Source organism: Rheinheimera sp. ATLC3, from assembly GCF_059429535.1.
Window position 1 is genome coordinate 3,352,218 of the sequence record NZ_CM182103.1, and the last position, 18,548, is coordinate 3,370,765.

The following is an 18,548-nucleotide window of genomic DNA, read 5'->3' on the forward strand; positions in this document are numbered from 1 at the left end:
CGATGTCATCAGCGTTCTGGCCAGCGTATATTTTGCACAGCCGTCCGCTGAGCGACACCAAACTGATATTACAGTTGCTGTTGCCTGAGCAGGGCCGGTTGTCAGCGGTAGTGCGAAGGAAGCAGGGCAAGCAGCGCTTAACATTGCAGCCGTTTCAATTGTTTATGCTCGAGCTTAGCGGCAGAAGTGAGCTAAAAACCGTAAAAAATATCGACGAAGCGGCTGTGGGCCATATGTTTAGCGGTAAGGTGCTATACAGCGCTATTTACCTCAACGAATTAATTTGCCGCCTGTGGCCGGACAATTTAGCGTCTGAGCAACTGTTTGCGTTATATCAGGCTGGTTTGCAGCAACTTGACAGTGTGCAGGCCACCGGCACTGAACTGGAGCCTTGTTTGCGCCGGTTTGAATTTGCCTTACTGGCAGAATTGGGGCAACCCATTGACTGGCAGTATGACGCCAATGGACAGGCTATCAATGCAACGGCAAGCTACGAGTGGCAAAGCGAGGCAGGCTTTATGCCCGCAGGCCATGGCTATAGCGGAGCCTCACTGCTGAACATAGGGCAAGATCTGTGGCAAGCTGCAGAAACCAAGCGCTGTGCCAAGCAACTCAGCCGGCAACTGTTGTCACCTTTATTAGGCGCAAAACCCCTGGCTAGCAGAGCCTTGTTTGCGTCGGAATAATCCTAATTTTATCTGTGGAGTCAGGTATGCATAACCCTATTTTTCTTGGTGTGAACATTGATCACGTTGCCACATTACGCCAGGCCCGCGGGACTTATTACCCGGAGCCTGTGCATGCAGCGTTAATGGCCGAGCAGGCGGGGGCCGATGGTATCACTGTGCATTTACGCGAAGACAGGCGGCACATTATTGACCGCGATGTATTCGTATTGCGGCAGACCATAGCCACCAGGCTGAACTTTGAAATGGCGGTTACGGATGAAATGCTGCAAATTGCCACTAAGCTAAAACCGCATTTTGCCTGTTTTGTACCTGAAAAACGCCAGGAGTTAACGACTGAAGGCGGGCTGGAAGTGGCCGGGCAGCAAACGCGTATTACCGATGCAGTAACCCGGATGCGTGAGCAAAATATACTGGTATCGTTGTTTATCGATGCCGATCACCGCCAGATCGAAGCGGCAGCAGCAGCTGGCGCGCCTTATATTGAAATTCATACCGGCAAATATGCCGAAGCTCAGGATGCGGCAGTGCAGAGGGCGGAGCTAAAACGTATCAGTGATGCCGCCGCCTTTGCCTCTTCGCTGGGGCTGATAGTAAATGCGGGACACGGTTTGCATTACCATAATGTGCAGCCGATAGCGGCGATACCGCAGATGCATGAGCTGAACATCGGCCATGCGATAGTGGCACGGGCTGTGTTCAGCGGGCTGGATGGCGCTGTGCGGGAAATGAAGCGGTTGATGGTTGAGGCCCGGCGCTGATGGCAATCGTTGGCCTGGGGACAGATATTGTCGAAATTGCCCGCATTGAACAAAGCCTGTCGCGCAGCCCTGCGCTGATAAAGCGTGTGCTGACAGAGAACGAGCAGCAGATCTTTCAGGCGATGGCGCAAAACCATCCTGGCAATGCGGCGCGCTATTTTGCTAAACGTTTTGCAGCAAAAGAAGCGGCTGCGAAGGCGCTTGGCACGGGTATAGGCCGAGGCGTGTCATTTCAGCATATTCATATCAGCAACAATGCTGATGGCGCCCCTAAGCTGGCGCTGACCGATTTTGCCTCAGAGCTGGCTGCCAGGCTTGGTGTCAGCCATATCTGGTTATCGATTACGGATGAGCAGGCTTATGCGGCCGCTACCGTGATCCTGGAGCGACAGTAGCCGCTCTGCACGCCTGGTTTATTGCCATTGCCAGTGCTGGCTCTCCAGCCACAGCCCCTGCATGATATCGTCCAGTTCCAGTAATTCCGGTTCCAGCTCTGTCAGGCTTTTGCCTTGTTTGAGCTGTGTTTCCAAAAGCTCAGACAATTGTTTTAATCTGGGCACACCGGTGTAACAACAGGCCCCGTTTAACTTATGAATCTGCTGCAATACTTGGGTAACATCCTGGGTAGTAACTGCCTGTTGTATCGCAGCCCGGCTTGGCGGAATGCTGCTTACCAGCATCTGCAGCATTTCTTTCATCAGGCTGCATTTACCGCCTGCGCGTTCCAGCGACATCGGCCAGTTTACCAGCTTACTTGCCGGCCAGCTCGCCGGTGGGCTCTGCGGCCGGCTAGTCGGGCAGAACTCCTGCAAACTACAATGCAGCATGTTCTCGTCCAGCGGTTTACTTAAAAACTCATTGAAACCCAGCGTCAGCAAGCGGGCACGCTCGCCGTCTACAGCATGCGCTGTGACGGCTATGATGGGGGTGTGTTCGTTCAGTGAACTCTGGCGGATACGCTGGCAGGCATTAATGCCATCCATAACCGGCATATTGATATCCATAAAAATGATGTCATACACATGTTGTGTCGCTTTATGCCAGGCTTCTGCGCCGTCGCGTGCAGAGTCGATCTGTTCAACCTGTTCTGCCAGCAAGGTATTAATCAGTTTCAGGTTAGCCTCATTGTCATCAACTGTCAGTACTTTAAGGCTGCCCTGACGCTGCCCGGCAGTTTCGTCCACCGGCTGCGCTTTTTTCAGATAAGGCTGCGCCAAAGCGGTGGCTAGCTTTCGCAAGTGTGGTGGCTTTGACAGGCAGGCATCGGCACCCGAGCTGAGCAGCGTCTCGCGCAGGTGCGGCGACAGTGTATTTACCAGCAGGCAGGTATGACTGCACTGTGGCTTGATTTGTTTGATCAGCGCCAATACCTGATTGACCTGGTTCAGGGCAATAGTGCGGCCAATCAAGCCAATATCGTAGTGCTGCTGGTGTGCCAGCGCTTGTTGTAGCTGGCCTTTGGTCGCGCAGGCAGTAACCTGCAACCCCCAGTTGTGTAACAGTGCCAGTGTGGCTTCGCGCGAATGTTGCTGGGGTTCAAAATACAGCAAATGCTTATTTTCCAGTACATCCAGCGGCAGGCTGTCAGCGACGGCGATGTGATGGCGCAGGCATTTGATTGTGAACCAGAAGGTTGAGCCTTCCGCCTGTTTACTTTCAAAACCGATATTACCACCCATCGCTTTTACCAGGCGCTGTGAAATCATTAGCCCAAGGCCGGAGCCACTTTGATGGCTGCGAGAGTCATTGTAGCTAAAGCCCTGAAACAACTGGCTTTGCTGTTCGTCACTGATGCCGCGGCCGGTATCCTGTACCGAGCAGTGCAGAATAAGCTGATCTTCATTCAGTAAGGTTGCCGATACCCGGATAACAATGCTGCCGTGATCCGTAAACTTTATCGCATTACCGGCAATGTTCATCAGGACCTGAGCAAAGCGGGCCGGATCGGCGACCAGATCATCCGGGCAGGAGGGTTCAACCATCAGTACCAGCTCCAGATGCTTATCAAAGGCATTGGCGGCCAGCAGCTCAGTCGCATCGTTTAGCATATCCCTGAGTGAAAATGGCTCCGGGTTAATGGATAAGCGGCCTTCTTCCAGCTTGGAGAAATCCAGCACGTCGTTAACTAGGTGCAGCAGGCTGTTGGCTGATTTCTGAATAGTCGTCAGATAGTCATGTTGGTTTGAAGACAGCTGGGTTTTCAGCAATTGCCGGGTAAAGCCAATCACGCCATTTAGCGGTGTGCGCAGCTCATGGCTCATTTTGGCCAGAAACTCAGATTTCTGCCGGTTTTCCTCCTGCGCTTTACGACGGGCAAAATCCAGCTCGATGTTCTGCACCTCCAGTTGTTCCATGCTTTGCTGCAAATCACTGGTCACCTGTTCAATTTGCTGCTGCATTTCCTGCTCCTGCACATTGAAGTGGGTACCCAGCAGGTTCAAACTGTGCTGCAGCTGTGTGAGTTCACGCACTATGCCGCCGGTATTGCCGCTGCCGGCTTCAGCTTTCTGGCCGTTTAACAGCAATTGCAGATTACGTAATATTTGCCGCACCGGTTGGTGTACACGGCGCAGTAACAGCAGTGTTGGCAACATAAACGTCAGCAGACAGCCAAGGGTTATTAAGATCACGTGCAGCAGCAGCTGGTGTTGCTGTAACTGCAATTGTGCTTTGGGTAACTGCAGCAGCAAATAACCCTGCTCACTGCCAGCGTCAGTAGCCGGCAGAGGCTGATAAAACACCAGCTCATTGGCATTTTCAGCCAGTAAGCCGGTGGGCGCCAGTTTCTGCGTGCTGCTTAGCTGTAGCGCCCGGCTGAACTGCTGCGGGTTGGTATGAATAAGCGGCTGATGGTTGGTATCAAACAGGCTGATATTGCTAACGAGCGGCGAGTTGAGCCGGTGTGCACTGCTAAGCAGTTGCTCCAAAGCGGCAGTATTTTGTCTGCTTAGTAAGTCCTGACTGCTGATCGACAGCGGCAGGGCAATATGTTGTGCCCTCTGGGAAAAAGAAAGTGCTAACTCCTGATAACGAACATAGCTAAAATAGCCGGCACAGAATACACTGACCAGCAGTGCCGGCAGTAAGCTGCAAAGCAGTAACCAGGAGCGCAATCCAATTTTTGTCATTGTTGCCGCTGCGATAGAATGAGTATTGCCCTGATAATGACATAAGACGTCGTTCTTGCCTACAACCTGACAGAGACACCATGCTTAACATATACAAAGCCAAACCTAAAGCCAGCCTGCTGGGAAAAACCCTGAACTTCGACATAGATAACAGTGACTACGAGGTGCAGGGCATCAGTAAGCACCAGCAGAAAATTGTCTTTGTTGCTGCGGCGTTGCCCGGTGAGCAGGTGCAAGCCAAAGTAGTGGAAGATAAAGCCGGCTTTATCAGAGCGCAAACAGTTAACGTAATAACGCCATCCCCTCTGAGGATTGCGCCGCCTTGTGCGTACGCCAACGTATGCGGCGGCTGTCAGTTACAGCATCTGTCGCCAGAATCACAGCGTGAACTCAAGCTGAAAGGCGTTGACGCCCTGATCCGTCACCAGACCAACCTGCCGCAGTTGCCATGGCAGCCTATGCTGGAATCAGCCGCTACGGGCTACCGGCGTCGCGCCCGCATTGGTATCTGGTATGACAAAAAGCAGCGCCGGTTTGATATTGGTTTTCGCCGCCAGGCAGATAAACAGATTGTGGCGGTTGAACACTGCATGGTGCTATCAGAGCCACTTTCGCCAGTGTTTAACGTATTGCAACAGGTATTACCGCAGTTAAAAGACCCGGCAGCGGTGACCCATGCCGAAGTGTTGCTGGCAGAACAGCTTCCGTTTGTCATTTTGCGTCATATCCGGCCATTAAGTGCATCGGATAGGCAGTTATTTGTCGATGCCTGGCCGCAGGCTATCTGGCTGGGTGAAGCAGAGCAGGGCCAGTTCAGCTACTGGCAGCAAGACGTGATACCGGAATACCCTCTGGCAGATCAGGGCCTGAGATTACAATTTTCGCCGGATGATTTTATTCAGGTAAATGCCGGGCTTAACCAGCAAATGGTAAACCAGGCGCTTGACTGGCTGCAGGTCAATGCGGATGACACCGTACTGGATTTATATGCCGGTATAGGCAACTTTACACTGGCGCTGGCGCAACGGGCAAAAACAGTGCGTGCAGTTGAAGGTGTGGCCAAAATGGTGCAACAGCTGGCAACCAATGCTAAGTTAAACGGTCTTAGCAACGTGGAAGCCTATCAGGCTGATTTACATCTGAGCTGGCCTAAAGCCAGTTGGAATACGCCTGAGTATACCAAGGTGTTGTTGGATCCGGCCCGGGCCGGTGCCGCCGGTGCTACAGAGCAAATTATTAAGCTAAAACCGGCACAGATATTGTACGTGTCGTGCAACGCTGCTACTTTTGCCCGTGATGCGAAGATATTGCTGCAAAGTGGGTATCGTCTGCATAAGATCTGTGGTGTTGATATGTTTACACACACTAACCACCTGGAATTGATGGCGTTGTTCAGCCGGTCGTAAATTATAGAGGGAACAGCACATGGTAAGGGTTCGTCAGTCACATAGTACTGATTACAACAGTGGTGAAACGCTGGAGTGGTTGTGTTCGCTGGGGCTGACCGAGAAGAAAATAAACAGCGTGATGAATGCAGCTGAATGGCTGAAGCAACATCAACTGATAGAACCTATTGCTGCAGTGCGCACCGGTTGGGAGATGGTTGAGATCCTGGCTGAGCTGCGGATGGATAGCGACTCGTTGCTGGCGGCGTTACTGTTTCCGTTACTGGAAGCGCAGTTGGTCAGCACCGAGCAACTTGAAGCAGAATTTCCCGCCAATGTGGTTGCAATGCTCAAGGCCGTGCAGCAGATGGAGGCTATCCGTACCATTCCAACCGGGCCGAACCAGAGTGTAAACCCGCAACAGGCAGATAACCTGCGCCGTATGTTACTGGCGATGGTAGAAGACGTGCGTGCAGTGGTCATTAAACTGGCTGCCCAAATTTGTTATCTGCGCGAAGTGAAAAACGCCGATGAAGAAACCCGGGTGTTAGCGGCGAAAGAAACCAACGCCATCTTCGCACCGCTGGCAAACCGCTTGGGTATTGGTCAGTTAAAATGGGAGCTTGAAGATTTAGCCTTCCGTTACTTGCACCCCAGGCTTTACAAACAAATTGCCAGCCTGCTCGAAGAAAAGCGGCTCGACAGAGAGCAGTATATGCAAGAGTTTGTCGCCTCTGTGCGGCAGAAAATTGCGGACGCAAATTTAACGGCCGACGTGTATGGCCGGCCCAAGCATATATTCAGTATCTGGAAAAAAATGCAGAAAAAGCAGCTGGCCTTTGATCAGCTGTATGATATCCGCGCCGTGCGGATCATCACCGAGCGGGTGCAGGATTGTTACGCCGCACTTGGCATAGTGCACACCGGTTGGCGGCACCTGCCAAAAGAATTCGATGACTATATCGCGACGCCAAAACAAAATGGTTACCAGTCTATTCATACCGTGGTGCTGGGCCCGCTTGGCCGTGCCGTAGAAATACAAATCCGTACCCGGCAGATGCATGAAGACTCTGAGCTTGGGGTAGCGGCGCACTGGCGTTACAAAGAAGGTTCAGTTGCCGGAAAAGACGGCGCCAATGATGAAAAGATTGGCTGGCTGCGTAAGCTGTTGCAATGGCAGGAAGATGTTGTTGAAAGCGCTGATCTGGCAGAAGAGCTGCGCAATCAGGTTATCGAAGACCGGGTTTATGTGTTTACACCCAAAGGCGACATTGTTGACTTGCCAATGGGCTCAACCCCGCTGGATTTTGCCTATTACGTACACTCTAATGTGGGGCATCGCTGTATAGGCGCTAAAATTTCCGGCCGCATAGTGCCTTTTACCTATCAGCTGAAAACCGGCGATCAGGTAGAAATACTGACCGGGCGCGAGCCTAATCCAAGCCGTGACTGGTTAAACCCGCATCTGGGTTATTTAAAATCCAGCCGTGCCCGCTCTAAAGTACAGTACTGGTTCCGCTTGCAGGACAGAGATAAAAATATCGCTGCCGGTAAAGAGTTGCTGGATACGGAACTGACCCGGCTGAATCTGGTGATGGAGCATCCGGGCAAGGTATTGTCGCGCTTTAACGTCAACAGTATGGATGAGCTGCTGGTGGGTATTGGCGGTGGTGAGATTAAAGTGACCCAGGTTGTGCACTTTATTCAGAGCCAGAGTGCCAAATTAGACGAGCCGGAAATCGACCCACGCTTAATTACCAAGCCATTGTCACCGGCAAAAGCGAAAAGTGACGTTGTGGTGCAGGGCGTGGGTAACCTGCTGACCCACATGGCCGGTTGCTGTCACCCGCTGCCGGGGGATGCCATTATCGGCTACATCACGCAGGGCCGCGGTATCGCCATTCACCGTGATGACTGTGATCAGTTTAAAACCTTGCAGGACAGTCACCCCGAACGCGTGGTCGATGCCACCTGGGGCGATAAATATGCCAGCGGTTATGAAGTGGATATCCGTATCGTTGCACATGACCGTAACGGTTTGTTGCGCGATATCACCAGTATTCTGGCCAATGAAAAGGCCAATGTGACCAAGATGAGCAGCACCTCGGATATTAAAGCCCAGACAGCGGTGATTAATATGACCATGGAGCTGTATAACCTGGATTCGTTGAATAAGCTGCTGAGTAAAATCAGCCAGATAGATGATGTGGTGGAAGCCAAACGCTTTCATCATTAGTAACCGAAAGAGAGTTTCGTGTCAGACAATATCAACCGCCTGTTAAGCATTATGAGCCGGCTGCGTGACCCGCAGACCGGCTGCCCGTGGGATGTAAAGCAAAGTTACGCCACTATCGTGCCCTATACGCTGGAAGAGGCGTATGAAGTAGCGGATGCCATTGCCCGTGAAAGTTTTGATGAGTTAAAAGACGAGCTGGGCGATCTGTTATTTCAGGTGGTGTTTTACGCCCAGATTGCTAAAGAAGAGGGCCGGTTTGAGTTTGACGATTGTGTTGCAGCTATTTGCGATAAATTAGAGCGGCGTCACCCGCATGTGTTTGGCGACCTCACTGCTGAAGATGGCGCTGATGATCTTAATGCCGACAAGGTTTTAAAAAACTGGGAAGCGTTAAAAAGCACGGAACGTAAAGACGCCGGCCAGCACAGCGTGCTGGATAATATTCCGCAGGCGATGCCCGCACTTAGCCGTGCTTATAAGCTACAAAAACGCTGCGCCAATGTTGGTTTTGACTGGCCGACAGTCGAAGGCTGCTGGGATAAAGTAAAAGAAGAAATTATCGAAGTTGAGCAAACCGAAACCGGCAGCGCCGAGCTGGAGGAAGAGCTGGGTGATTTAATGTTCGCGCTGGTAAATGTAGTGCGCAAACATAAACTCGACCCCGAAGCCGTGCTGCGCGCTGCCAATAGCAAGTTTGAAAAACGCTTTCGCGCAGTAGAGCAAGCTTTAGCAGAGCAGGGCAAAACCCCGGAGCAGTCAGACTTAGCAGAAATGGATGCGCTGTGGAATCAGGTAAAAAAGCAAACCCCGCCGTAATGTCTGCAGTTATTCCCTGTTGAAAGCTACTTAAGATATAACCGTTAAGTGCCGAAGAGCGATCGAAAACTCCGCCTTCTTTTCAAATTCAAGCGAATAGCAATGCAACTGTATTTATATGCAGTGCTATTTCAAATATTAGCCATTTCAGGTCAAATATCCCGTTAACATTGCACATAAGCACATTGCTGCATTTATTTACATGCTATAAATTAGGTACTTAAATTGAGGGTGTGCAGAAATATCACGCACAGCGCTCGAAATATGACGCATGCTTGTTTTGCCTGTTTGGGGCAACGAAATAAAAAAAATAGGCGTTACTTTACAACGATGTGCATATCACTGTTTCCTCTATCGGAAATGAGAAAACGAGCATGCACAATAATAAAATGTTAGCTGTACAAAAGTATGAGCATGATCGATATTTTTCGTAGAAAATTAACAGAGAAAGATAAGCGAGTAATAGCTGCAATTGATGAAATTGAGGCGGAAATGAAATCAATTGGATTTTGGAGTGATAATCCTCCAAAAGTTAAGGTCGGAAATTATCTTGAAGCTCCGTCTTTCGAGCTATGGCTTCAATGTGTATTTATTCCAAATGCGCGCAAGGCGGCCGAGTCTGGGAAGTATCCTAATGGAAGCCAAGTTGGGCAAATGGCAATAAGAGAATATGACTACCATAGCTATGTAGAAGAAGCGCAGAATCTACTCAGCTTGTTGCATAAATTTGATAACGTGGTTCTGGGCAAATGATCACAGCTAACAAACCGCTCAAATTCGTTCCGGCCACAAAAAGCGTGGCCTCCACCGGACTCGCTAACGCTCGCCGTTTAGCGGGGCGTTAGCCATCATTATGACCGAGCTCCTAGATAAGCTTATAGATATCGCGAACCAGATTTCGCGAGGAGAGGTTCCTGAGTATCAGCACAATGAATGCTATACGTCAGGAGCATTTGACTTACTTTTAGTCAATGCTCATGGGCCAGAAGCGTTTAGTCTTCTATCTGATTTGTGTGCTCGTTTTGAGTCGTTAGAGGTTCATCCTGGAAATGCGAAAGGTGTATATTTGCTTGCATCACAGTTGGCCGTTCAATCAAAAACCACAGAAATGCCAATGGGTATGAAGAGTATGATTTTAAGCTGTCCTGAATACTCTCAAGAACTCAGCCAGTGGTATAGATTCAATGGCTAACAAACGGCTGTTGTCGCCCCTTCGGGGCTGGGACTGCCTTTCCGCCGCTGCGCGGCTACAAGTCCGCCCCAAAGCCGGGCGTTATGTGTAAATGAGCATGAGCATCCCTCTAAATACAATTGGAAGAATTGAAACCGGTGACAACAAAGGCTGGCAAGTTAAGGTCGAACCATGTTCACCTGGGTCAGAGAATTGTCTTGTGCTCATATCGCAAGATTTTAGCAATCCCAATGCTGAGGGATATGATGATTGGGTAGCGGACTACGAGTCTTTAAAACAATATTTTATTGAGTCAAAGTGGTTAGTAACATGGTTCTGAGCAAAGCCGCACATAACAAGTTACTTAATTTCGTTCCGGCCACAAACAACGTGGCCTCCACGGGACTGCCTACGCTGCGCTGCGGCAGCCCATTAGTAATGCGTTATACGTGAGGGAATATGTGTCTAGCATTATATATAGCAAGTGATATAGAGATCCCTGTAGCGGCATATAACGACCGTATTCCAAAGTTCTATGTTTCTGATTTGGGTTCTGATGATGTTCTTGTAAAAAAGCAATTCTGTTTGCCCAATATTGCATATGCGGGCAGTAACGAAGGCTGCGGCTGTGGATTTTTTAAAGATGGGCTTGAAGGAGAAGAGTTTGAGCTCGCGCAGGAGAATTATTATTCTCTCGCACATCTTGTCGCAGCACTAAAATTGAAAGGCGGAAACGTAGCTTTATTCGCTTGTTGGGAAGGAGACCAAGGAACTATACCGAAGACGAAAGAAAAGTTGTCTGTAAGCGGGTTAACATCTAAAGAATTTGAGTTTAAAGAGCCTGCATACTATGAAATCGTATAACAAGTTACTTAATTTCGTTACGGCCATTAAAAGCATGGCCTCCACGGGACTGCCTACGCTACGCTGCGGCAGCCCATTAGTAATGCGTTAGCTATTCAGGGAGGTTCAGTGTTTAGAATTAAATTATTATTACTTTCATTGTGTTCATTTCATCTTTTTGCAGGAGATTCTTCTCCTATTAGAGAACAAGAATGTGAGGTTTTTAATGCCGATTTCGCAGACCAACAAAGCCCTACAAAACTATTGCAGCGAAATGCTAAAGACCAATTAGCTGAATTAACTTTTAAGTTTAATGTTATTGGTTATGGAGAAAACGGTCGAAATGTTCAAGAAATTGATGAAACTCCTCATGTCGCTTTTCCTGTGGAAAATGGGTGGCTATTAGGCAGCGATCGTGGTGAATGGGGAGGAAGTTTAGTTTTTAAAAGTAACAGCGGTGAACAGCAAAACATTATCGACGATAATATCGAGGATATTTATAAGTTTTCTTACGGCTACATTGTTACCGCAGGGCTAGGCCATATGGGACTTAGTCGTGGTTCTATTTATCTCGTTACAATCGAAAATGGAAAATATATTGCTGAAAAGCTTCATAGTTTAGTAGCTCCACCAAAAACTTCGTGGTTAACATCATCTGGGGAATTATTGATTAATCACAGAGGTCATGCATCTTCAGTGCTTACTTCTAATGGTACTCTATACCGAGTAAGCTGTAAGAACTTTGTAAGAGAATAGCTAACAAACCAATCAAGAAGGACTTTTATCAGTTGGCTGAGTTCCGCTTCGCTTCACATTGTAGCCAACTAATAAAAGCCTCTTATTGAGGCGTTAACTGTCCGAGTTACCCATGATCAGTAGACACCTTCTATAGTTAGGTATCGTACCTGACACTGAGGTGCAAGATGGCCAGACATAAAACCCAGGCGTATTCAGAAGAGTTCCGCCGTGAAGCCGTAAGACTGTCTGATTTACCCGATAAAACAGCGACGTCCGTTGCCCAAGAATTGGGCATTCACCCTAACCAGATTTATAACTGGCGAGCCCAGTTTAACCGCTTGTCTGATAAGCAGTTTAATAGCTTGAACGGGGTAGATTACTCTAAGGATGAAAGCGAAAAAGTCCGGCAGTTAAAACGTGAGCTGGATACGCTGAAAAAGGAAAACGAATTCCTAAAGAAGGCAGCTGCGTACTTTGCCAAGCAGCAGGAGTAAAGTACGCCCTCATAAGCGAATACGTAGGGCTGTATACGGTGAGGTTGATGTGCCGGGTGCTGGAAGTCTCCGCCTCCGGCTTTTATCGCTGGCGGGGTCGTAAGCCCAGCCGCAGCTGCGTTAAACGGGAGCAGCTTGAGCAGCAGGTGCTCGATAGTTATGCCCGTTACAAGGCGCGCTACGGCGCGCCCAGGCTGGTTAAAGAGCTCAATGCGTTGGGTGTAAGCTGTTGCCTGAACACTGTTGCCAGTATCCTCAAAGCCAGAGGCATACGGGCACGTAACGGCAAGGCGTTTCGCTACAGCCCACGCACCGAAGCGATGACGAATGTGGCGGATAACTTACTGAAAAGACGGTTTGACGCTGAGAAACCCAATGTGCGCTGGACCACAGATATCACCTATATCTGGCTTAAAGATAAATGGTTATACCTGGCTACAGTGATGGATTTATATTCCAGAGCGATAGTGGGATGGTCGCTTGATAGCAGCATGACAGAGCGGTTGATTACGCAGGCACTGAGAATGGCGCTGGCACGAAGACAGCCGCAGGCGGGCCTGATAGTGCATTCAGACCGAGGAGTGCAGTATCGCTCAACGGCCTATCAGGATGAATTAATGCATGCCGGCTGTGTGCCGAGCATGAGCCGTAAGGGCAATTGCTGGGATAATGCGGCGATGGAAGCCTTCTTCAGCCGGCTAAAAGTAGAATTGATTTATGCCGAGAATTACGACTCGATTGAGCGGGCGAAGTCAGGTATCTTCGAGTACATAGAGATATTTTATAACCGTGTCCGTAGGCACTCAGCGATTGGCTATGTCAGTCCGGCTGAGTTTGAGCGCAAATGCGTATAACCGAGTGTCTACTTTTTATGGGTAAGAACACTGTATCGAGATTGATATCGTGGAATCAAATATTGTCTACGCTGAATATAGCTATTTGCGAGTAGTAACCGGTATTTTCTATCTGCTCTTGCCAGCGTTATATTCAGTATTTGTGCTATGGAAATCACCATTCAAGCAGATAGCAAAGGCCGTCGTGTGCTGCTATTTGTGGTGTTTTGTTTGTCTTGTGGTTTACCTTTTCGTCCCACCAATGCTTTGGTCTCTTGAAGGTGAGGTTAGCGAAGAGTTGTTTATCCAGCTTACAGACCCTTATGGACAATTTCTTTCAGCGCTAGATTGGATAATTTTAGCTTTTGCTGTAGCTGGCACAGCTGTGATCCCAGCTAAGCTAAAGCAAAGATGGAAAGTCTAACAGTAACAGTGAACAAGGCCAGTCAGCAACGGCCACTGCGTGGCCTGGACCTCAACCGCTACGCTGGTTTCGGCCGCTGCTGGCGGCGTTAGCAGAACAAGGAATAGTCATGATCGACTTTAACAATAAAGGTTTTTTCAAGCTCAAGCAGAACAGTGAATATGCTGAGAAAGTTACCGCATTGCTGTTAGATAATGAGGAAATTATTGACTCATACAAATCCATGCGTGATGGCGTGGTTTTCACCAGCAAGAGAATTATTGCCGTCAACGTTCAAGGGTTAACCGGTAGCAAAAAAGATTTCACGTCCATTCCTTATAAAAACATTGTTGCCTATTCGGTGGAAACATCAGGAACGTTTGACCTTGATTCAGAATTGGAAATATATCTATCTTCTGTCGGCAAGGTTAAATTCGAGTTCACCGGAAAAACCTCAATGGTAGAAATATCGAAACACATATCAAAGCATCTGCTTTAATTTCAACTCACACAGTCAGCCGTCTGCTAACAACTGGTTCAAGTCATTCGTTACGCTGACTCGGGACCGGCTAAAGCCGGCCCCTTAACCAAACATTATGTGGTAGGAGAGATTGGGTGAAGCTATTCAAGGTAATTGGATTAGTTGTTTTCGGCTTTGTGGTTGGACTATTTTCGTCACAGTTTTTTATGACAGAATCGACAGAAGAGTACAATGCAGCGAGCACCAAAATTAACGACGCATTGCAATCAGCAGTTACAGTGACTACTCAAACTCAGCTAATAGCCATTCAGAGAGATATCGAGCAATATCAAAATGTTTTAAATGCGCATAAAGCTGGTGTTACTACAGATAGTTATTTAAAAATTGAACTCCAAAAGTTACAAGGGCAGTTGAAAGGCCTTTCACCAATGGTAAACAGCGTTGATCAAGCAACACAACAATCATTCCAGGATACTGAAGCAAAATTAGCGCAACTTCAGTCAGATATAAGTTTTTACTTTGGGGGCTAAAATGTTCGCGCATAACAATACGCTATTGTGGCTCGGACGGCTTAAGCTGCACTCCAGCCGCCCCAAAGCTTTGCGCTAAATGGACAATGGCATGAAGCTCATCTTACTACCGGGAATGGATGGAACAGGGCTTTTATTTAAGCCACTTCTTAAGTTTCTTGATGGCTTAGAGGCTGAGGTTATTTCTTTACCGAATGAAGGGCCTCAAGATTACGATTCTCTATCAAGTGCAATAGCCAAGCGTATTAATCAAAAAGATTACGTGTTATTGGCTGAATCATTCTCAGGAGGGATAGCGGAAGCGCTGCTTCAGGACAAAATACACAATATTCGGCATGTAATCTTCGTGGCCTCCTTTCTGTCCAGCCCTTCACGATTTCGGGCCACGCTTGCATCTTTTCTTCCCTTGCGGCTGTTAGCATCAATACCACTTGTTTCAAGCTTTTTTATTCGGTTTCTGTTGTTAGGGCGGGACGCAAGCTTCGAGACTGTTGATCTATTCCGTGAAGCGCTCTACCAGGTAGACCCGAAGATACTTCGTACCAGACTGCGCTATATGGCTTCGATAAAGAACTCTGGTAATAGCTTCAAGAGCAAAGCAACATATATACGACCAACCAAGGATATTCTCGTAAGTAACAGGGAAGCGGAATTTAGGAAAATGTTTCCTAATTTAGAAGTAATAGAATTGGAAGGGCCGCACTTTATTCTGCAGAGTCAACCCGAAGCATGTGCTAAGCACATCAAAGAAGTTGTTGGTGATCTAACAACTACAGACTGTGGGCGCGGTGCCGACAGTTTGCACTGCATTTAATGGTTAAATTGCACATGGTTGCAGCTTTGCGTTGAGTGCATCGGCTGGCTTTGCTATACTTTCCTCCCGTCCTGATACCAATTCTTGAACAACCGTTGTACCCCAGTGTTTAGGCACCGGGCGCTTAGTGTTTTTCAGTTTTGGTATTCATTTATTGATTAACATGGTCCAGGGGTCTCATGACTACAAGATATATCTTTGTGACGGGTGGTGTGGTTTCTTCCTTAGGTAAAGGCATTGCAGCTGCGTCTTTAGCCGCTATTTTAGAAGCGCGTGGTCTGAAAGTTACCATCCTTAAGCTTGACCCCTACATTAACGTTGACCCGGGCACGATGAGCCCGATACAGCACGGTGAAGTGTTTGTTACTGAAGACGGTGCTGAAACCGATCTGGATTTAGGCCACTACGAGCGCTTTATCCGCACCAAAATGAGCAAGCTGAACAACTTCACTCAGGGCCGCATCTACGCCGATGTTCTGCGCCGTGAGCGCCGTGGTGACTATTTAGGCGCTACTATTCAGGTTATTCCGCATATTACCAACGAAATAAAAAGCCGTGTGGTAGCCGGTGCTGAAGGCTACGACATTGCTATCGTCGAAATCGGCGGTACTGTGGGTGATATTGAATCACTGCCGTTTTTAGAAGCTATCCGCCAGTTAGGCACCGAAGTGGGCCGTGAGCGCACTTTATTTATGCACTTAACGCTGGTGCCGTATTTAGGCACTGCCGGTGAAATTAAAACCAAGCCTACCCAGCATTCGGTAAAAGAGCTGCGTTCTATCGGTATTCAGCCGGATATTTTAGTATGCCGTTCAGACCGGGCCATTCCGGCCAACGAGCGGGCGAAAATTGCGCTGTTTACCAACGTAGAAGAAAAAGCTGTTATTTCACTGAAAGACGTATCGAGCATTTATCAGATCCCGGCGCTGTTAAAATCGCAGGGGCTGGACGATTTGGTCTGTCGCCGTTTCTACATTGAAGCACCGGAAGCGGATTTAACTGAGTGGGAACAGGTACTGTATCAGGAGTCGAACCCAACCGGTGAGATTACTATTGGTATGGTCGGTAAATACGTTGAACTGCCTGATGCCTATAAATCAGTGAACGAAGCACTGGGCCATGCGGGCCTGAAAAACCGTGTTACGGTAAATATTAAATATATCGACTCGCAGGATGTAGAAAGCAAAGGCGTTGGCATTCTGGCTGGTGTAGATGGCCTGCTGGTGCCGGGCGGCTTTGGTGAGCGCGGTGTCGAAGGTAAAATTCTGGCAGCGCAGTACGCGCGCGAAAATAATGTGCCTTACCTGGGTATTTGCCTCGGCATGCAGGTGGCGCTGATTGAATATGCGCGTAACGTAGCAGGCCTTACCGGCGCGCACTCAACTGAATTTAATAAAGAAACCCCTTACCCGGTAGTGGGTTTAATTACCGAGTGGCTGGACTCTGATGGCTCAGTGGAAAAACGCACTGATAAATCAGACCTTGGCGGCACTATGCGCCTGGGCAGCCAAAACTGTAACCTTATTGCAAATACTAAAGCCCACGACATTTATGGCAAAGCGGTGATTCAGGAGCGGCATCGTCACCGCTACGAAGTGAATAACCACTTACGGCCTAAATTAGAAGAGGCTGGACTGGTAGTGTCAGGTTTATCTGCCGACAACCAACTGGTTGAGATGATTGAAATCCCGTCTCATCCGTTTTTTGTCGCCGGGCAATTCCACCCGGAATTTAACTCGACACCGCGCGACGGTCACCCGCTGTTTCAGGGCTTTGTTGCCGCAGCGCTTAAAGCGCAAAAGCAGCAACGCGTATAACTTGTGCTAAGCCGTGTCATTACACGGCTTTTTCGTTTTAACAGGGAACTTAAACATGTCTGAAATTGTAAAAATTATTGCCCGCGAGATCATGGATTCACGCGGTAACCCAACAGTTGAAGCCGATGTGTATTTAGCCAGCGGCGCCATGGGCCGTGGCTGTGCGCCATCAGGTGCCTCTACCGGTTCACGTGAAGCCTTAGAGCTGCGCGATGGCGACAAGAGCCGTTATCTGGGTAAAGGCGTAACCAAAGCCGTTGCCAATATTGATGGCCCTATTCAGGCAGCACTGAAAGGCAAAAGCGCTTACAAGCAGGCTGAAATCGACCAGATCATGATCGACTTAGACGGCACTGACATGAAAACCAAACTGGGTGCCAACGCAATTCTGGCTGTGTCATTAGCGGTAGCACGCGCAGCAGCAGCCGATAAGAAAATCCCGCTGTATCAGCACATTGCCGAACTGAATGGCACAGCAGGTGTGTACAGCATGCCGGTGCCGATGATGAACATCATCAACGGTGGTGAGCACGCGGATAACAATGTCGATATTCAGGAATTTATGGTGCAGCCGGTAGGCGCTAAAAGCTTTGCTGAAGCGCTGCGTATGGGCGCTGAGATTTTCCACAGCCTGAAAAAAGAGCTGCAAAAACGCGGCTTAAATACTGCTGTAGGTGATGAAGGCGGTTTCGCACCCGATCTGAAATCAAACGAAGAAGCATTGTCTGTCATCGTTGAAGCAGTTAAAGCTGCCGGTTACGAGATGAACAAAGACGTAACGCTGGCACTGGACTGCGCAGCGTCTGAGTTCTACAAAGACGGCAAATACGTATTAAGCGGCGAAGACAAGAGCTTTGATTCATACGGTTTTAACGACTATCTGGCCGGTTTAACCCAGCGCTATCCAATTGTTTCAATTGAAGATGGCCTGGACGAAAGCGACTGGGATGGCTGGAAAGACTTAACCAATAAAATTGGTAATAAAGTACAGCTGGTGGGCGATGACTTATTCGTTACCAACACCAAAATTTTAACCCGCGGTATTGAGCAGGGGATCGGTAACTCTATCCTGATTAAGTTCAACCAGATCGGTTCATTAACCGAAACGCTGGCTGCGATTAAAATGGCAAAAGATGCTGGCTTCACTGCGGTTATCTCGCACCGTAGCGGCGAGACAGAAGATGCTTTCATTGCCGATTTAGCAGTAGGTACCGCAGCGGGTCAGATCAAAACCGGTTCACTGTGCCGTTCAGACCGCGTATCTAAGTACAACCAGTTACTGCGTATCGAGCAGGAGCTGGGCAGCAAGGCACCGTACAAGGGCCGCAGCGAAATTAAAGGCCAGTAATTACTGATAGCGTAAATACTGATTGAGTAAATAAAGCCACCTTAGGGTGGCTTTATTGTTTTTG

At 48.7% G+C, this 18,548-nt stretch carries 19 protein-coding genes; 18 read left to right on the forward strand and 1 reads right to left on the reverse strand.

Annotated elements, in window-relative coordinates; all coding sequences use genetic code 11:
• Window positions 1-2: 2 nt before the first annotated feature.
• The 3 genes from recO to acpS are packed head-to-tail and all read left to right on the forward strand — an operon-like array spanning window position 3 to window position 1,842.
• A complete protein-coding gene (recO, locus tag AC5SV9_RS15505) occupies window positions 3-686 on the forward strand; it encodes a DNA repair protein RecO (RefSeq protein WP_475150806.1) in 684 nt (227 codons plus the stop codon).
• Between the two features lie 26 nt (window positions 687-712).
• Complete coding sequence (gene pdxJ, locus AC5SV9_RS15510; protein WP_475150803.1) at window positions 713-1,447, forward strand: pyridoxine 5'-phosphate synthase; 735 nt, start codon at window positions 713-715, stop codon at window positions 1,445-1,447.
• Window positions 1,447-1,842 carry a holo-ACP synthase gene (gene acpS, locus AC5SV9_RS15515; protein WP_331924424.1) on the forward strand — a complete coding sequence of 132 codons (396 nt, stop codon included), beginning with the start codon at window positions 1,447-1,449 and terminating at the stop codon, window positions 1,840-1,842. The genes pdxJ and acpS overlap by 1 nt, the downstream gene beginning before the upstream one ends.
• A gap of 18 nt (window positions 1,843-1,860) precedes the next feature.
• Here acpS and barA read toward each other — a convergent pair whose 3' ends face one another.
• The gene (barA, locus tag AC5SV9_RS15520; RefSeq protein ID WP_475150801.1) at window positions 1,861-4,575 is read right to left on the reverse strand and encodes a two-component sensor histidine kinase BarA; all 2,715 of its coding nucleotides are present in this window, start codon (window positions 4,573-4,575) and stop codon (window positions 1,861-1,863) included.
• 80 nt (window positions 4,576-4,655) lie between these two features.
• On the opposite strand from barA, the gene rlmD reads away from it, so the two are divergent.
• From rlmD to eno, 15 genes are all read left to right on the forward strand, one after another.
• The gene (gene rlmD / locus AC5SV9_RS15525; protein WP_475150798.1) at window positions 4,656-5,981 is read left to right on the forward strand and encodes a 23S rRNA (uracil(1939)-C(5))-methyltransferase RlmD; all 1,326 of its coding nucleotides are present in this window, start codon (window positions 4,656-4,658) and stop codon (window positions 5,979-5,981) included.
• A 19-nt stretch (window positions 5,982-6,000) separates the two neighbouring features.
• Complete coding sequence (gene relA / locus AC5SV9_RS15530; protein ID WP_475150795.1) at window positions 6,001-8,196, forward strand: GTP diphosphokinase; 2,196 nt, start codon at window positions 6,001-6,003, stop codon at window positions 8,194-8,196.
• Window positions 8,197-8,214: 18 nt separating this feature from the next.
• Entirely contained in the window at window positions 8,215-9,012 is a 798-nt protein-coding gene (mazG, locus tag AC5SV9_RS15535) for a nucleoside triphosphate pyrophosphohydrolase (protein WP_475150793.1), read from the forward strand.
• Between the two features lie 414 nt (window positions 9,013-9,426).
• Window positions 9,427-9,765, forward strand: a complete 339-nt coding sequence (locus AC5SV9_RS15540) for a YqcC family protein (protein ID WP_475150790.1) — start codon at window positions 9,427-9,429, stop codon at window positions 9,763-9,765.
• Window positions 9,766-9,865: 100 nt separating this feature from the next.
• Window positions 9,866-10,204 carry a hypothetical protein gene (locus tag AC5SV9_RS15545; RefSeq protein WP_475150788.1) on the forward strand — a complete coding sequence of 113 codons (339 nt, stop codon included), beginning with the start codon at window positions 9,866-9,868 and terminating at the stop codon, window positions 10,202-10,204.
• Window positions 10,205-10,642: 438 nt separating this feature from the next.
• Complete coding sequence (locus tag AC5SV9_RS15550; RefSeq protein WP_475150786.1) at window positions 10,643-11,047, forward strand: hypothetical protein; 405 nt, start codon at window positions 10,643-10,645, stop codon at window positions 11,045-11,047.
• Window positions 11,048-11,155: 108 nt separating this feature from the next.
• Window positions 11,156-11,782 carry a hypothetical protein gene (locus tag AC5SV9_RS15555; protein ID WP_495473521.1) on the forward strand — a complete coding sequence of 209 codons (627 nt, stop codon included), beginning with the start codon at window positions 11,156-11,158 and terminating at the stop codon, window positions 11,780-11,782.
• A gap of 167 nt (window positions 11,783-11,949) precedes the next feature.
• Entirely contained in the window at window positions 11,950-12,258 is a 309-nt protein-coding gene (locus AC5SV9_RS15560) for a transposase (RefSeq protein ID WP_216351835.1), read from the forward strand.
• Entirely contained in the window at window positions 12,213-13,112 is a 900-nt protein-coding gene (locus AC5SV9_RS15565; protein WP_475153361.1) for an IS3 family transposase, read from the forward strand. The genes AC5SV9_RS15560 and AC5SV9_RS15565 overlap by 46 nt, the downstream gene beginning before the upstream one ends.
• 49 nt (window positions 13,113-13,161) lie before the next feature.
• On the forward strand, window positions 13,162-13,515 hold the full coding sequence (locus tag AC5SV9_RS15570; protein WP_475148338.1) for a hypothetical protein: 354 nt from the start codon (window positions 13,162-13,164) through the stop codon (window positions 13,513-13,515).
• 109 nt (window positions 13,516-13,624) lie between these two features.
• The gene (locus AC5SV9_RS15575; RefSeq protein ID WP_475148340.1) at window positions 13,625-13,993 is read left to right on the forward strand and encodes a PH domain-containing protein; all 369 of its coding nucleotides are present in this window, start codon (window positions 13,625-13,627) and stop codon (window positions 13,991-13,993) included.
• Window positions 13,994-14,109: 116 nt separating this feature from the next.
• Window positions 14,110-14,505: a hypothetical protein gene (locus AC5SV9_RS15580; protein ID WP_475148342.1), complete on the forward strand. Its 396-nt coding sequence runs from the start codon at window positions 14,110-14,112 to the stop codon at window positions 14,503-14,505.
• A 91-nt stretch (window positions 14,506-14,596) separates the two neighbouring features.
• Window positions 14,597-15,319, forward strand: coding sequence for a hypothetical protein (locus tag AC5SV9_RS15585; RefSeq protein ID WP_475148343.1), 723 nt, complete (start codon window positions 14,597-14,599; stop codon window positions 15,317-15,319).
• A 179-nt stretch (window positions 15,320-15,498) separates the two neighbouring features.
• Window positions 15,499-17,136: a CTP synthase gene (pyrG, locus tag AC5SV9_RS15590; protein WP_475148344.1), complete on the forward strand. Its 1,638-nt coding sequence runs from the start codon at window positions 15,499-15,501 to the stop codon at window positions 17,134-17,136.
• Between the two features lie 55 nt (window positions 17,137-17,191).
• Window positions 17,192-18,484, forward strand: a complete 1,293-nt coding sequence (eno, locus tag AC5SV9_RS15595) for a phosphopyruvate hydratase (protein WP_475148347.1) — start codon at window positions 17,192-17,194, stop codon at window positions 18,482-18,484.
• The last annotated feature ends 64 nt before the right edge of the window (window positions 18,485-18,548 follow it).